Here is a 14,311-nt window from a genome sequence, read left to right as displayed (position 1 = left end):
TCTCTATCTGGTTTCAGCGGCGGATACGAGCCTGAAGGAAGGACAATACGTCAGCCACCGGCAGCGCTTGCGCCTCGCCTTCGGTACGGCTCTTGTATTCCAGGTTGCCTTCGGCGAGGCCACGGTCGCTGACCACGATCCGGTGTGGAATGCCGATCAGCTCCATGTCCGCGAACTTGATGCCCGGGCTGGTTTTCTTGTCGCGATCATCCAGCAGCACTTCGAAACCGGCCGCAGTCAGTTCTGCGTACAGTTTGTCGGTGGCTTCGCGAACCTGCTCGGTTTCGTAACGCAGTGGTACCAGAGCAATCTGGAACGGCGCCAGGGTGTCGCTCCAGATGATGCCGTTCGCATCGTTGTTCTGCTCGATCGCGGCAGCCACCACGCGGGACACGCCAATGCCGTAGCAGCCCATTTCCAGGGTCACTGGCTTGCCGTTTTCGCCCAGCACTTCGCACTTCATCGCCTTGCTGTACTTGTTGCCCAGCTGGAAGATGTGCCCGACTTCGATGCCACGTTTGATTTCCAGCGTGCCTTTGCCGTCCGGGCTTGGGTCGCCGGCAACCACGTTGCGCAGGTCAGCCACGGTCGGAACCGGCAGATCGCGCTCCCAGTTCACGCCGAAGTAGTGCTTGTCGTCGATGTTCGCGCCGATGCCGAAGTCGCTCATCAGTTCGACCGAGCGGTCGATGATGATTGGCAGCGGCAGGTTGAGCGGCCCGAGGGAACCAGCGCCGGCGCCAATGGCGTCACGCAGTTCGGCATCGGACGCCATGACCAGCGGGCTGGCCACGCCTGGTTGCTGGGCTGCCTTGATTTCGTTCAGTTCGTGGTCGCCACGGATGATCAGGGCAATCAGCTTGCCTTCTTCTTCCGCGTGCACGATCAGGGTCTTGATGGTCTTTTCAATCGGCAGACTGAATTTTTCCACCAGCGCGGCGATGGTCTTGGTGTCCGGAGTGTCGACCAGACGCAGCTCTTCGGCCGGTGCTGGGCGGGAAGTTTCCCGTGGCACAGCTTCGGCCTTTTCGATGTTCGCTGCGTAGTCGGAGCCGTTGCTGAAGGCGATATCGTCTTCGCCGGACTCGGCCAGTACGTGGAATTCGTGGGAACCGGCGCCGCCGATAGAGCCGTTGTCGGCTTCAACCGGGCGGAATTTCAGGCCCATACGGGTGAACACGTTGCAGTACGCCTGATGCATGCGGTCGTAGGTGACCTGCAGCGAAGCCTGATCGGCGTGGAACGAGTACGCGTCCTTCATGATGAATTCGCGGCCGCGCATCAAACCGAAGCGTGGGCGGATTTCGTCACGGAATTTGGTCTGGATCTGGTACAGGTTGATGGGCAGCTGTTTGTAGCTGCTCAACTCGTTGCGCATCAGATCGGTGATCACTTCTTCGTGGGTCGGGCCTGCGCAGAAGTCGCGACCGTGGCGGTCTTTGATGCGCAGCAGCTCAGGGCCGTATTCTTCCCAGCGTCCCGATTCCTGCCACAGCTCGGCCGGTTGGGTGCTCGGCATCAACACTTCCAGAGAGCCGGCAGCGTTCATTTCTTCACGAACGATGGCTTCAACCTTGCGCATCACTCGCAGGCCCATGGGCAGCCAGGTGTAAAGACCTGAGGCGAGTTTGCGGATCATGCCGGCGCGCAGCATCAGCTGGTGGCTGATTACGACCGCGTCGGAAGGCGTTTCTTTCTGTGTGGCGAGCAAAAATTGACTGGTGCGCATGGTTGGCCGTTGTCGGTTGCTATGACTGGAAATGACGGAGCAGTGTACCGGCGAGTTTTGCTGACGTACAGAAGTGCGGCCGGCGGAGGGACACAAGGGCGGGATTCTTCCCGCCCTTGGCGAAACGTCTTACGATTCTTCCACAAGCGGCGTCGGCACAGGCTCAGGCGTTGGTGTAGGGCCTTCGCGGCGGCTTTCCTGGAGCCAGTGCAGGGCGATCAGCAATAGCGTCGGCACACCGAGCATGGCGGTGATCAGGAAGAAGTTGTGGTAACCGAACTTCTCCACCATCACCCCGGAATAGCCGCCGATCAGGCGCGGCAGCAGGAGCATGATCGAGCTGAGCAGGGCGTACTGGGTCGCGGAGAACTTAAGGTTGGTCAGGCTCGACAGGTAGGCAACGAACGCCGAAGTCGCCAGTCCCGAGCTGAAGTTGTCGAGGGAAATGGTCACCACCAGCATCTTCAGGTTCGGCCCCATGTCAGCCAGCATCAGAAACAGCAGGTTAGTGCCCGCCGATGTCACGCCGCCAATAAACAGGATCGGCAGGATGCCGAAGCGCACGATCAGCAGCCCGCCCATGCCCGCACCGACGAGGGTCATGATCAGGCCGAAGATCTTGCTGACGCTGGCAATCTGGTCCTTGGTGAACCCCTGGTCGATGTAGAACACGTTGGCCATCACGCCCATGACCGTGTCCGACATCCGATAGGTGGCGATCAGCCCGAGCAGCAATAGCGCCTGCCAGCGGTAGCGCAGGATGAAGTCGTTGACCGGCGTCAGGACCGGCGCCAGCCCGCGGCGACCCATGGCCGACAGGCACATCCAGGTGAGCAAGGTATAAAGAATGGCGCGCAGGAAGGCGCGGTCTTCCAGCAGCAGGTCGAGCGGGCTGACGCCTTCGAACAACACGCTGGCGAAATCGGTGTTGTAGAGCTGGGTGAACATCGCCGGCACGGACACCAGCAGCACGATCAGTACGAATACCGACATCAATTGATGCATGAAGGTATAGCGGCCCGCTTGCAATTGGGTGCGCAACGGCACAGGCGGCTCGCGCATCAGCAGGGTAGTGAGCAGCGCAGGAATCATCAGTGCGCCGAACAGCGCGTAAGTGCCGGCCCAGGCTGAGTGTTGATAGTTGAAACCGGTAGAGCCGAAACCTTCGGCGAAAAACAACGCGCCAGCGGTGGCGAGCAGCGCGGCGATGCGGTAGCCGGACATGTAACTGGCGGCGAGTGCGGCCTGGCGGCTGTCGTCGGCGATTTCCAGGCGATAGGCGTCTACCGCGATGTCTTGGGTGGCGGAGGCGAACGCAACGACGACGGCGATGGCGATCAGCCAGGACAGGTGCTTCTGCGGATCGCAGAAACCCATACCGATCAAGCCGAGAATCACCAGTGCTTGCGAGAGCACCAGCCACGAGCGGCGACGGCCGAGCTTGCCCAGCAACGGCAAGCGCCATTGATCGAGCAGCGGTGACCAGACCCATTTGAACGCGTAAGCCAGGCCGATGAGGCTGGCGTAGCCGATGGTTTCACGGGCCACACCTGCTTCACGCAGCCAGACCGAAAGCGTTGAAAACACCAGCATGTACGGCAGGCCGGCGGCGAAACCGAGCAACAACAGCACGAGCGTCGAAGGACTGGCATAGGCGGCGAGCGCGGCGCGCCAGGTTTTACGGGGCATGGGCTGAAGTCTGCCTCAAGATTGCGAAAACAAAGCGCGCACTCTAACCGCTGTGCTCTACCGGACGCCAGCCATGGCGCTGAATATCCACACGATTGTTCAGGACGGTGATGCCTTCCATGCGCAAACGCGCCCGTTGTTCATCACCCGATGGACTGCCCACCGGCAGGCTGATTCGCCCGCCGGCGCCCAATACACGGTGCCAGGGCAGTTTGGTGTCGCCGGGCAATTGACTCAAGGTCCGCCCGACCCAGCGGGCAGCGCGTCCCAACCCGGCAAGGTCAGCCAATTGACCATAGCTGACGACCTTGCCTTCGGGCACTTGAGCGAGGGTCGAGTAGAGCGCCGTGCGTCGGATTTGCGCTTCGCTCTCGCCATCGTGGTTCGGGTCTGTCACGTACGCGGTTCCTGAACAGGAGCGGATGGATGGCTTAAGCGTAATCCCTCATCGGTCAATTGAGAAATGAACTCAATAGAAATAGTCCGGTCAGTCCTTGTCATGGTCTTATTCCTACGGATAATGCCGTTCTTTTTCGCAAACTTGAGCCCCCGACTCGCTTATGTTTTCCAGAACCTTGCTGTGCCTTGCTGTTTTCAGTGCGTCCACGCCCCTGCTTGCCGACACCGTCTGGTTGAAGAACGGTGACAAGTTGAGCGGCAAAATTACCGTGTTCGATGGCGGCAAACTGTTGGTTCAGACCCAGTACGCCGGCGCTGTCTCGATCGACTGGAAAGAGGTCAAGACCCTGGAAAGTGACCAGGAATTGCTGGTCAAGCAGGATGCCTATAATGGCGAGAAAGCCAAATCGTTGACCGCTGCCGATGACGGCAAGGTCACGCTGGCCAACGGTGAAGCGCCGAAAACCGTAGAGCTGGCGAGCATCCAGCAAATCCTCAAGCCGAAACCGGTGGTCGAGGATCTGGTGTGGAAGGGTAATGTCGATCTGGCGCTGGATTATCAGCGCGCAGAAAAAGACACCGACGATTACGACGTCGGCTTCAAGACTACGGCGCGCCACGGTCGCTGGCGGCACACCGCCGAGGGCGAATACAACCGCGAAGTGCAGGATGAAGTGACTACCACCGACAACTGGCGCGCCGAGTACGCACTCGACCGCTTCCTGACGGATAAGTGGTTCTGGCAAGGGCGCCTGAATTACAAGCGCGACCACGTTGAAGAGTTGGCCCGTCAGCGAGTCGTCGGTACAGGTCCGGGTTACCAGTTTTGGGATGACGAATTGGGTGCGTTCTCGCTCGGCTCGCTGTTGAACCGTACCGACTATGAATACAAAGATGGCAGCAAGGACAACTTCTATTCCGTTGCGATGAAGTGGGACTACAACCGCTACCTGATCGGCAAGAAGGTCGAGTTCTTCACCAATGGCGAAGTCGGCAAGCCATTGTCCGGTGTGGCGGACTACGCGCTGGATGCTGAATTGGGCCTGCGCTACAAGGTCACCGACTGGGCGTCGCTGAATCTGAAAGCCGAGCGGGACATCATCAGCGGCACCAACGATGCCGATTTGAACAAAACCCGTTACACCGCAGGGTTTGGCGTGGCCTGGTAAGGCCGGTAGCGGCTTCAATAAAAAACGCAGCCTGATCAGGCTGCGTTTTTTTTAGCGCCTTAAAAACAGACGCCCACAAAAAAGCCCCGCTTTGAGGGCGGGGCTCTTTTCTAAAGAAGCTACAAGTTAGATAACTTGTACTTCTTCAGCTTGCATGCCTTTCTGACCGCGGGTAGCGATGAAAGAAACCTGTTGGCCTTCTTTCAGGCTTTTGAAGCCGTCGGATTGGATAGCTTTGAAGTGAACGAACAGATCGTCACCGGATTGTGGGGTGATGAAGCCGAAGCCTTTTTCATCGTTGAACCACTTAACGGTACCGGTTTGGCGATTAGACATGGTGTAACTCCTTGAACAAAGATAACTGCGACTCAGGAAGAACCCTGGCCGAGACTGAGTGCAAAGAGCAGGAAAAATTCTTGTAGATGGTTGGATCGAAATTCAACATATCGTGTAGAGATTCTCAGTGACACAAGCAACACAGTGACGCCACCTTAACCCTTTTTCCGAGAAGTGCCAATGCTTCTTGCGAAGGTTTCTCTGTTTTCGGGATCGGCGGTGTGACGGTTCGTCGCCAAAGTCCGTATTTCATGGGTGTTCGGCGAGAATTGCAGCGCGCACTTTGAACCCGGCGGCGCGACCGGTAAGATGCCGGACAGAATTTTTCCACCTCGCTATTCAGGACACCCGCCATGAGCATCAAATCGGACAAGTGGATTCGCCGCATGGCGCAGGAACACGGCATGATCGAACCGTTCGTCGAGCGCCAGGTGCGCGGCAGCGACGACAGCCGGGTGATCTCCTACGGTGTGTCGAGCTACGGCTACGACGTGCGTTGCACCAACCACTTCAAGGTGTTCACCAACATCAATTCGGCCATTGTCGACCCGAAAAACTTCGACGCCGGCAGCTTCGTCGACATCCATAGCGACGTGTGCATCATTCCGCCGAACTCCTTCGCCCTGGCCAGTACCGTCGAATATTTCCGTATTCCGCGCAATGTACTGACCATCTGCCTGGGTAAAAGCACCTACGCGCGTTGCGGCATCATCGTTAACGTCACTCCGCTTGAGCCTGAGTGGGAAGGTCACGTGACTCTGGAGTTCTCCAACACCACCAACCTGCCGGCGAAAATCTACGCCAACGAAGGCGTGGCGCAGATGCTGTTCCTCGAATCCGACGAGGAATGTGAAGTTTCCTACAAGGATCGCGGCGGCAAGTACCAGGGCCAGCGTGGCGTAACTCTGCCGCGTACCTGATTGGTTCATCCGGCAATTGTCGGGAATTCTTTGGCGGGCAGACACTCTATGGGGTGTACTGCCCGTTTTTGCGTCTGCTGAAACGGGCCTTCGCCGAGGAGTGCCCTATGAAGATCGATCCGCATATCAGTGCCGAACTGGCAAGGCTTGAACCCAATCAGATTGGCGTTTTAGCCTGGTCCTTGTTGGCACACCCGCCCATCAGCATGGCCGGCGGAATTCCTGGCCAGCCTGATCCCGATACCCCCAATGAACAACCGACCGAGCCGGGCGAGCCGACCCTTCCCGACGAGCCACCACCGGCGCCAGTTGCCTGATCCCGATGGGAAATGAATGGCCAGTCAGTTGAAGTCCGGCAAGACTTCAACTGACTGGCCATATTTCGTTGTCACCAATGACAAAGATCCTACAGGACTCGTCGCGCTCGACCGGATAGCCGCCGGTGAAGGCGCCGAATGCCGGCATCACACTGATGCGTTCACCCAGCCTGAAGCATGCGAGGCGCAAACTCTGTCGCCCCTTGCCATGCAGCCGATAAACCGGGTGCACATGCCCGGCCAGCACGTGCCTTTCGGGATGGGGATCGGGTTCATGCTGCAAGGCGAACGGCCCGAGCAGCAGCGGTTCCGGCACCACGCGGATGTTCAGCGACGCCGGTGGGTCGCCTGCGCGTTTGTCGTGATTGCCGCGAATCAGCGTCATCGGCAGATCAGCGTGGCGTGACCGCCATTCAGCCAGCGCGCTTAAAGTGCCCGCTGCATGCGAGCCAGGCCCATGCAGGAAGTCGCCTAGAAATATCAGTTGTCGGCAGGGCAGTTTCGCCAGCAGCCGATCAATCACCGCGACATTGCTCGCCGTCGTGCCTTGCGGGACGGGTTGCCCGAGGCTGCGATAGGCGGCCGCCTTGCCGAAATGCACGTCGGCGATCAGCAGCGCCTGCTGTTCCGGCCAATACAGGGCTTTCTCCGGCAGCAGCCAGAGTTCCTCGCCAGCCAGACGCACCGGGTAGGGCGCGTTCATGTGCGCTTGCCCTTGTCTGCAGATTTCTCCAGATCACCGACCATCCGTCTTATCCGGTCAGCAAGTTTTTCCGAACTCATGCTCTCGCGCATGCGTTCCACCAGTAGCGGAAACCCCAAGGGTGTAGGACGTTTGATCTGATGTACCTCTAGTGTCATCTGATTGATGTGCGCCAGTGTCTGTTCCAGGCGCCGAATATCCAGTTCTTCGCGTAGGACTTCTTCCCCGGCCTGCGCCAGCAGCAGGTTGTCGGCGTCATATTGTTTGAACACTTCAAAGAACAAGCCGCTGGAGGCCTGCACTTGCCGGGTACTTTTCGGCGCGCCGGGGTAACCGGCGAACACCAGTCCGGCAATCCGGGCAATTTCCCTAAAGCGTCGCAGGGCCAGCTCGCCGGCGTTGAGACTGGCCAGGACGTCCCGCAACAGATGATCGGGGCTGAGCAGTTCGGTATCGAGTTGTTGCGACCAGTCCACCGGCGTCGCGCTGAGCAGCTCCAGACCGTAATCGTTGACCGCGATCGAAAATGTCACCGGTTGACGCTGACTGACCCGCCACGCGAGCAGGCTGGCCAGCCCCAAATGCACCTGACGCCCGGCAAACGGATAAAGGAAAAGGTGCCAGCCTTCGCGGGATTTCAGCACCTCGGCCAGTAGGCTGTCGGTGGTGGGCAGGCCAGACCAGCGGGCCTGCGTTTCCAGCAATGGCCGCAACGCCTGCATTTCCGGCCCAACGAACTCACCCCGCGCGGCGGCGGTAAAGCGCGCCACCACCGCCTCGGCCAACTCGTTGGAGAGCGGCATGCGCCCGCCATTCCAGCGCGGTACGGCGGCTTTTTTAGCGGTGCTGCGTTTGACGTAGGCCGTCATGTTTTCCACGCGCACCAACTCCAGCAAACGTCCGGCGAAGAGAAAACCATCCCCCGGTTTAAGCCGCGCGATAAAACCTTCCTCGACACTGCCCAACTGTTTGCCACCACCGCCCTTGCTCCAGAATTTCAACTGGATGCTTGCATCGCTGACGATGGTGCCGATGCTCATGCGGTGGCGCCTGGCCAGGCGCGCATCGGGCACGCGCCAGACGCCGTGCTCGTCCGGTTCGACCCGGCGGTAATCCGGATAGGCTGTCAGAGACATTCCGCCATGGCGTACGAAAGCCAGCGCCCAGGCCCAATCCTCAGGTGTCAGGTCACGATAAGCCCAAGCACCGCGGACCTCTTCGTACAGCTCATCGGGTAAGAATCCGCCGCCCAGCGCCATGCTGACCAGATGTTGCACCAGCACATCCAGCGGTTTGTGTGGCGACAGGCGCGGTTCGATGCGCCGTTGCGCCACGGCGTCTTTAGCGGCAGCCGCTTCGATCAACTCGAGGCTGTGAGTCGGCACCAACGTCACCCGCGAGGTGCGCCCGGGCGCATGCCCCGAACGTCCGGCGCGCTGCATCAGGCGCGCGACACCTTTGGCCGAACCGATTTGCAGCACGCGCTCCACCGGCAGGAAATCCACCCCTAGGTCGAGACTCGACGTACACACGACGGCTTTAAGCTGACCGTCCTTCAATGCCTGTTCGACCCAATCGCGGGTGTCACGGGACAGCGAACTGTGGTGCAAGGCGATCAGCCCGGCCCAGTCCGGGCGCGCCTCAAGCAACGCCTGATACCAGATTTCCGACTGCGCCCGGGTGTTGGTGAACACCAGGCTACTGGCGCAGGCATCGAGTTCGGTGACCACCTGCGGCAGCATCTTCAGACCGATGTGTCCGGCCCATGGAAAACGTTCGATGGTCGGTGGGAGCAGGGTGTCGACCTTCAAGGATTTTTCGCTCTGGCCCTGAACGCTAATGCCTCCGCCTTGTGGGATCAGCACCTGTTCGGCGTGGGATTGATTACCGAGCGTGGCGGATACGCCCCAGACGATCAGGTCGGGTTGCCAATGGCGCAGACGGGCGAGGGCCAGTTGCAGTTGCACACCGCGTTTGTTGCCAAGCAATTCGTGCCATTCGTCCACTACGATCATGCGCAGGGTCGACAGCGCTGCGTGCGCATCGGCGCGAGCGAGCAGCAGGGTCAGGCTTTCCGGGGTGGTGATCAGCGCAGTTGGCAGGCGTCGACTCTGGCGCGCGCGTTCGCTGCTGTTGGTGTCACCGGTGCGCAGGCCGATGCTCCACGGGATCTGCAAATCATCGACAGGGGTTTGCAAGGCGCGCGCGGTGTCGGCGGCGAGGGCGCGCATGGGCGTGATCCACAACACAGTCAGTGGTTCGGCCGGCGGTTTGCGTTTACGCGATGTTTCTACGATTGGCGCTGATTTGGCGAAACGATTGAGTGCGGCAAACCACACCGCATAGGTTTTACCGGCGCCGGTGCTGGCGTGCAGCAATCCAGACTCGCCATTTTTGACGGCGGCCCATACCTGTTTCTGAAAAGCGAACGGCTTCCAGCCGCGAGCGCTGAACCAGGTTTTTGCGAGGTCGGGGGATTTCGCCATGCCTGCTGCGCGCGCTCTAGAGGTGTTCTTCCAATGACCGCAGTGCCCGCTAACAAGTTTAATTTCGTCAGTAGATGAATATCCTTGTGGGAGCGAGCCTGCTCGCGAAGACGTTGTCACATTCAACATCATCGTTGACTGACCGACCGCTTTCGCGAGCAGGCTCGGCCCCACAGGTTTTATGTGTGCAGGTTACTTGAGGTTGCCGCTGAGGAACTGCCGCAGGCGTTCGCTCTTCGGATTGCCGAGTACCTCTTCAGGCGCGCCTTCCTCTTCGACCAGCCCTTGGTGCAGAAACAACACCTGGCTGGAGACTTTGCGCGCGAAGCTCATTTCGTGAGTCACCATGATCATCGTCCGGCCTTCCTCGGCCAGGCCCTGAATCACGCGCAACACTTCACCCACCAACTCCGGGTCCAGCGCCGACGTCGGTTCATCGAACAGCATGACTTCCGGCTCCATCGCCAGCGCCCGGGCAATCGCCACGCGTTGCTGCTGACCGCCGGAGAGAAACGCCGGGTACTGATCCGCCACGCGGGCCGGCAGACCGACCTTGTCCAGATAGCGCCGAGCGCGATCCTCGGCTTCCTGTTTGCTGCAACCCAGCACCCGGCGCGGGGCCATGGTGATGTTTTCCAGCACGGTCATGTGGCTCCACAGGTTGAAATGCTGGAACACCATCGCCAGTCGCGTGCGCAGGCGTTGCAGTTCGTCCGGGTCGGCGACGTGCATGCCGTGGCGGTCGGTGACCATGCGGATCGTTTGGCCATCCAGGCTCATGGCGCCGTCGTTGGGTTGTTCGAGAAAGTTGATGCAGCGCAAAAAGGTGCTTTTGCCCGAGCCGCTGGCGCCGATCAGGCTGATCACGTCGCCGGTCTTGGCCTTGAGCGAAACGCCTTTGAGCACCTGATGGTCGCCATAGCTTTTGTGCAGGCCTTCAACGGTCAGTTTGTACATGGGACAGACATCCTCAAGGCGAAAGTAGGTAGCCGCTGCGATAGGCTTCGGCGCCCGCGACTTGGGCGATCACCATGCCGGCGGTGGCCATGCGCCGCAGCGAGCGGGCATACATCAGGCCGGCCGTGGTGCAATGAACAGGCGTGACCCGGTTGTTGATCGGATCGATGATTTCGGCAACCTGTTGCCCGGCCTCCAGGTATTGCCCCGCCGTGGCGGTGTAGACCAGTAAGCCGCCGACCGGCGTGGTCACCGGTTCCACCCCGGCCAGCGGCGTGGCAGGGAAGGCCAATGGCGGCTGTGGTCGGGTCTCGCCGACGATCGCATCGAACTGGATCAGATAATCGATCAATGCCTGACAGTCGCGGCTGGCCATCGGGTGATTGACATCGCCCTGGCCGCGCAACTCGACGGTCACCGAGAAACTGCCCAGCGGAATCTCGAAGTGTTCGCCGAAACGCTCCTTGAGTTGCCACCACAGCAGCGTGAAACATTCATCGAACGACTGCCCGCCGGAATCGGTGGCCAACAGACTGGCCTGCGACTCGATGTAACGCGCCAGCGGCTCGACCTGCGGCCACGCTTCGGGCGTGGTGTAGAGGTGAACCACCGATTCGAAATCGCAATGCAGGTCCAGCACCATGTCCGCGTCGCAGGCCAGCCGTTGCAGGGTCAGGCGCTGGGATTGCAGTTGCGTGCTGGCGGTCTGACGGGCGAGGGCGTTGCGCAGGCTGACGCGTATAAGTTCGAGATTACCCTGCGGGTCATCGCCGAGCTTGCCCTCGATGTCGTTGCCGATTTCTTCGCTCAGATCGACAAACCAGCGGTTGAAGTTCTGCCCGCTCTCCAGTTCGTAGCGGCCCAGCGGCACGTCCATCAGCACTTGCTCGAGGCCGACCGGGTTGGCCACCGGCACCAGCACGATTTCGCTGCGCAGGCGCCCGGCGGCTTCCAGCTCCGCCAAGCGCTGCTTGAGGTGCCAGGCGACGAGCATGCCGGGCAATTCGTCGGCGTGCAGTGACGACTGGATGTAGATCTTGCCTTTGGCCTGCTGCGGGCCGAAGTGGAAGCTGTGGATCTGTCGTGCGGTCCCTGGCAGTGGGGCCAGCAGGTCATGGATCTGGTGTCGCATTACAAGGTTCCTAGTGAGTCGGCCCGAGGAAGGCCAGCCATCGGCGTTCGGCGAGGCGGAACAGGCCGACCAGCGCAAAGGTAATGGCCAGGTAGATCAGCGCGGCAATGCCGAACGATTGAAAGGTCAGGAAGGTCGCCGAGTTGGCGTCCCGGGCGACTTTCAGGATGTCGGGGATGGTCGCGGTGAAGGCCACGGTGGTCGAGTGCAGCATCAGGATCACTTCGTTGCTGTAGTAAGGCAACGAACGGCGTAAGGCCGAAGGCATGATCACGTAGGCATACAGCTTCCAGCCCGTCAGACCGTAAGCCTTGGCCGCTTCGACTTCGCCGTGGTTCATGCTGCGGATCGCCCCGGCGAAAATCTCCGTGGTGTAGGCACAGGTGTTCAGGGCAAAGGCGAGGATCGTGCAGTTCATCGCATCGCGAAAGAAACTGTCGAGAATCGGCTGCGCGCGCACGGCGGCGAGGCTGTAGATGCCGGTGTAGCAAATCAGCAGTTGGATATACAGCGGCGTACCGCGGAACAGGTAGGTGTAGAACTGCACCGGCCAGCGCACGTAAAAGTGCGACGACACACGGGCAATCGACAACGGTATCGACACGAGGAAGCCAATGAAGATCGAGGCGCTGAGCAGCCACATCGTCATCGCCAGCCCGGTGATGTTATTGCCGTCGGTATAAAGGAAGGCTTTCCAGTATTCCTGCAAGAGTTCGATCATCGTACGGCCTCCCGGGCACCGGCGGCGTAGCGGCGTTCGAGCCAGCGCAGGATGATGTTCGAGGCACTGGTGATCAGCAGATAGATCAACGCGGCGAGAACCAGGAAGTAAAACAGTTGATAGGTGCTTTTACCGGCGTCTTGCGCGGCTTTGACCAGGTCGGCCAGACCGATGATCGACACCAGCGCGGTGGCCTTGAGCATCACCATCCAGTTGTTGCCGATGCCTGGCAGGGCGAAGCGCATCATTTGCGGGAACACCACGAAGCGAAAGCGCTGGCCGCGTTTGAGGCCATATGCCGTAGCGGCTTCAACCTGACCGCGCGGCACCGAGAGGATCGCGCCACGGAAAGTTTCGGTGAAGTACGCGCCATAAATGAAGCCCAGGGTCAGCACCCCGGCGCTGAACGGGTCGATCTCGATGTATTCCCATTCCATGTAATCGGTGAGCGAGGTCAGCCAGGTTTGCAGGCTGTAGAAGATCAACAGCATCAGCACCAGATCCGGCACCCCGCGAATCAACGTGGTGTAGACCTGGGCAGGCAGGCGCACCATTTTGACTTTTGACAGCTTGGCACTGGCGCCGAGCAGGCCGAGCAACACGGCCACCAGCAGCGACAACGCCGATAATTTGATGGTCATCCAGGTGCCTTCCAGCAGCAACGGGCCGAAACCCTTGAGGCTGAAGGCGGATAGCCCCAGATTTTGCAGGAGGTTTTCGAACATAAATCAGCAACCTGAGCGGATGGAAAAGGCGCCCATCGAGGATGGGCGCCGGGGCATTATTTGCCGCTGTACAGATTCAGATCGCCAAAGTGTTTCTTCTGGATGGTGGCGTAGGTGCCATCATCGTGTAACGCTTTGATACCTTTATCCAAAAGCGCTTTCAGCTCAGTGTTACCTTTCTTAATACCGACAGCGGTTTTGGCCGGCAGCAATTCGCTGTCGACCGGCTTGCTGACTTCATAGTCGACGCCCTTTGGCGACTTCAAGAAGCCCAATTCGGCTTGCAGCATGTCCTGAATGCCAGCGTCGAGACGGCCGGAGGTCAGGTCGGAATACACCTGATCCTGGTTCTGATAGGCCTGGGTTTTCACGCCGGCCTTGTCCAGCACGGCTTTGGCGTAGGCTTCCTGAATGGTGCCTTGCTCGTAGCCGACGGTTTTTCCTTTCAAAGACGCGACGTCTGCGGTGATACCCGAGCCTTTCTTGAACACGTAAGCGGTCGGGCCGGAGAACAGCTCGCTGGAGAAGTCGATGACTTTTTCGCGGGCTGGGGTCACGGTCATCGACGAGATCACACCGTCGAATTTATTGGCTTTGAGGCCCGGAATCATGCCGTCGAAGTCACTTTCGACCCACTTGCACTTGACCTTCAGTTCGGCGCAGATCGCGTTGCCCAGGTCGATGTCGAAGCCCACCAGGTTGCCGTCGGCCGCTTTCGACTCAAACGGTGCATACGAAGGGTCAACGCCAAAGCGCAGCTCTTTGTATTCCTTGGCCAGCGCGGAGCCAGCGGCCATGCACAACGCCAGTGCAGAAAGGGTCAGCAATGCTTTTTTCATTATTCAATCCCTAAGAACCAATATGAGCGCTTGTGGCGCAGAATTATTGTTACTGGAACGCGTACGACCTATAGAAAGTAGCAATTTCCGAACCAGAGTCCCGAACAAGCGTTTTAAAAGGTGCGGGGAGGGCGATGGGGAAGGGAATGGTGCACGGAAATGGGCGGGGGAAATTGCGCGCACTCTTTT

The 14,311-nt window shown here is 59.6% G+C and carries 14 protein-coding genes; 3 read left to right on the top strand and 11 right to left on the bottom strand.

Going from position 1 to position 14,311, the window contains the following annotated elements; all coding sequences use genetic code 11:
- Positions 1 to 13: 13 nt before the first annotated feature.
- The 3 genes from IAI51_RS16775 to IAI51_RS16765 form a co-directional block, all read right to left on the bottom strand.
- Positions 14 to 1,729, bottom strand: coding sequence for a proline--tRNA ligase (locus IAI51_RS16775; protein ID WP_187679489.1), 1,716 nt, complete (start codon positions 1,727 to 1,729; stop codon positions 14 to 16).
- Positions 1,730 to 1,858: 129 nt separating this feature from the next.
- Positions 1,859 to 3,418 carry an AmpG family muropeptide MFS transporter gene (locus IAI51_RS16770; RefSeq protein ID WP_187679488.1) on the bottom strand — a complete coding sequence of 520 codons (1,560 nt, stop codon included), beginning with the start codon at positions 3,416 to 3,418 and terminating at the stop codon, positions 1,859 to 1,861.
- A 43-nt stretch (positions 3,419 to 3,461) separates the two neighbouring features.
- Positions 3,462 to 3,815, bottom strand: coding sequence for an MGMT family protein (locus IAI51_RS16765; protein WP_187679487.1), 354 nt, complete (start codon positions 3,813 to 3,815; stop codon positions 3,462 to 3,464).
- 163 nt (positions 3,816 to 3,978) lie between these two features.
- Between IAI51_RS16765 and IAI51_RS16760 the strand changes: the two genes are divergently transcribed.
- Positions 3,979 to 4,986, top strand: coding sequence for a DUF481 domain-containing protein (locus IAI51_RS16760; protein WP_187679486.1), 1,008 nt, complete (start codon positions 3,979 to 3,981; stop codon positions 4,984 to 4,986).
- Positions 4,987 to 5,112: 126 nt separating this feature from the next.
- On the opposite strand, the gene IAI51_RS16755 is transcribed toward IAI51_RS16760, so the two are convergent.
- The gene (locus IAI51_RS16755; RefSeq protein ID WP_002554837.1) at positions 5,113 to 5,322 is read right to left on the bottom strand and encodes a cold-shock protein; all 210 of its coding nucleotides are present in this window, start codon (positions 5,320 to 5,322) and stop codon (positions 5,113 to 5,115) included.
- Between the two features lie 353 nt (positions 5,323 to 5,675).
- Here IAI51_RS16755 and dcd point away from each other — a divergent pair, with 353 nt between their 5' ends.
- Together dcd and IAI51_RS16745 are read left to right on the top strand one after the other, a co-directional pair.
- A complete protein-coding gene (dcd, locus tag IAI51_RS16750) occupies positions 5,676 to 6,242 on the top strand; it encodes a dCTP deaminase (RefSeq protein ID WP_007904652.1) in 567 nt (188 codons plus the stop codon).
- A 107-nt stretch (positions 6,243 to 6,349) separates the two neighbouring features.
- On the top strand, positions 6,350 to 6,559 hold the full coding sequence (locus IAI51_RS16745; RefSeq protein WP_042557949.1) for a hypothetical protein: 210 nt from the start codon (positions 6,350 to 6,352) through the stop codon (positions 6,557 to 6,559).
- Between the two features lie 46 nt (positions 6,560 to 6,605).
- Here the strand turns inward: IAI51_RS16745 and pdeM are convergent, their stop codons facing one another.
- From pdeM to IAI51_RS16710, 7 genes are all read right to left on the bottom strand, one after another.
- Entirely contained in the window at positions 6,606 to 7,262 is a 657-nt protein-coding gene (gene pdeM / locus IAI51_RS16740; protein WP_187679485.1) for a ligase-associated DNA damage response endonuclease PdeM, read from the bottom strand.
- Entirely contained in the window at positions 7,259 to 9,748 is a 2,490-nt protein-coding gene (locus IAI51_RS16735) for a ligase-associated DNA damage response DEXH box helicase (RefSeq protein WP_187679484.1), read from the bottom strand. Before IAI51_RS16735 ends, pdeM begins: the two co-directional genes overlap by 4 nt.
- Before the next feature lie 192 nt (positions 9,749 to 9,940).
- Positions 9,941 to 10,705, bottom strand: coding sequence for an ABC transporter ATP-binding protein (locus IAI51_RS16730; protein WP_187679483.1), 765 nt, complete (start codon positions 10,703 to 10,705; stop codon positions 9,941 to 9,943).
- Positions 10,706 to 10,718: 13 nt separating this feature from the next.
- Positions 10,719 to 11,837, bottom strand: coding sequence for a succinylglutamate desuccinylase/aspartoacylase family protein (locus tag IAI51_RS16725; protein ID WP_187679482.1), 1,119 nt, complete (start codon positions 11,835 to 11,837; stop codon positions 10,719 to 10,721).
- 10 nt (positions 11,838 to 11,847) lie between these two features.
- Positions 11,848 to 12,558: an ABC transporter permease gene (locus IAI51_RS16720; protein ID WP_187679481.1), complete on the bottom strand. Its 711-nt coding sequence runs from the start codon at positions 12,556 to 12,558 to the stop codon at positions 11,848 to 11,850.
- Positions 12,555 to 13,283, bottom strand: a complete 729-nt coding sequence (locus IAI51_RS16715; protein WP_187679480.1) for an ABC transporter permease — start codon at positions 13,281 to 13,283, stop codon at positions 12,555 to 12,557. The genes IAI51_RS16720 and IAI51_RS16715 overlap by 4 nt, the downstream gene beginning before the upstream one ends.
- Before the next feature lie 56 nt (positions 13,284 to 13,339).
- Entirely contained in the window at positions 13,340 to 14,122 is a 783-nt protein-coding gene (locus IAI51_RS16710) for a transporter substrate-binding domain-containing protein (protein WP_187679479.1), read from the bottom strand.
- Between the last annotated feature and the right edge of the window lie 189 nt (positions 14,123 to 14,311).

Source organism: Pseudomonas sp. N40(2020), assembly GCF_014472415.1.
GTDB lineage: Bacteria > Pseudomonadota > Gammaproteobacteria > Pseudomonadales > Pseudomonadaceae > Aquipseudomonas.
The sequence above is the reverse complement of the archived record's forward strand: the minus strand, read 5'-3'. Positions and strand labels throughout refer to the sequence as shown.

Bases quoted from the DNA above. Each gene is read 5' to 3' on its own strand.
- IAI51_RS16775 (WP_187679489.1), bottom strand. From the start codon at position 1,729: ATGCGCACCAGTCAATTTTTGCTCGCCACACAGAAAGAAACGCCTTCC.
- IAI51_RS16770 (WP_187679488.1), bottom strand. From the start codon at position 3,418: ATGCCCCGTAAAACCTGGCGCGCCGCGCTCGCCGCCTATGCCAGTCCT.
- IAI51_RS16760 (WP_187679486.1), top strand. From the start codon at position 3,979: ATGTTTTCCAGAACCTTGCTGTGCCTTGCTGTTTTCAGTGCGTCCACG.
- IAI51_RS16755 (WP_002554837.1), bottom strand. From the start codon at position 5,322: ATGTCTAATCGCCAAACCGGTACCGTTAAGTGGTTCAACGATGAAAAA.
- dcd (WP_007904652.1), top strand. From the start codon at position 5,676: ATGAGCATCAAATCGGACAAGTGGATTCGCCGCATGGCGCAGGAACAC.
- IAI51_RS16745 (WP_042557949.1), top strand. From the start codon at position 6,350: ATGAAGATCGATCCGCATATCAGTGCCGAACTGGCAAGGCTTGAACCC.
- pdeM (WP_187679485.1), bottom strand. From the start codon at position 7,262: ATGAACGCGCCCTACCCGGTGCGTCTGGCTGGCGAGGAACTCTGGCTG.
- IAI51_RS16735 (WP_187679484.1), bottom strand. From the start codon at position 9,748: ATGGCGAAATCCCCCGACCTCGCAAAAACCTGGTTCAGCGCTCGCGGC.
- IAI51_RS16730 (WP_187679483.1), bottom strand. From the start codon at position 10,705: ATGTACAAACTGACCGTTGAAGGCCTGCACAAAAGCTATGGCGACCAT.
- IAI51_RS16725 (WP_187679482.1), bottom strand. From the start codon at position 11,837: ATGCGACACCAGATCCATGACCTGCTGGCCCCACTGCCAGGGACCGCA.
- IAI51_RS16720 (WP_187679481.1), bottom strand. From the start codon at position 12,558: ATGATCGAACTCTTGCAGGAATACTGGAAAGCCTTCCTTTATACCGAC.
- IAI51_RS16715 (WP_187679480.1), bottom strand. From the start codon at position 13,283: ATGTTCGAAAACCTCCTGCAAAATCTGGGGCTATCCGCCTTCAGCCTC.
- IAI51_RS16710 (WP_187679479.1), bottom strand. From the start codon at position 14,122: ATGAAAAAAGCATTGCTGACCCTTTCTGCACTGGCGTTGTGCATGGCC.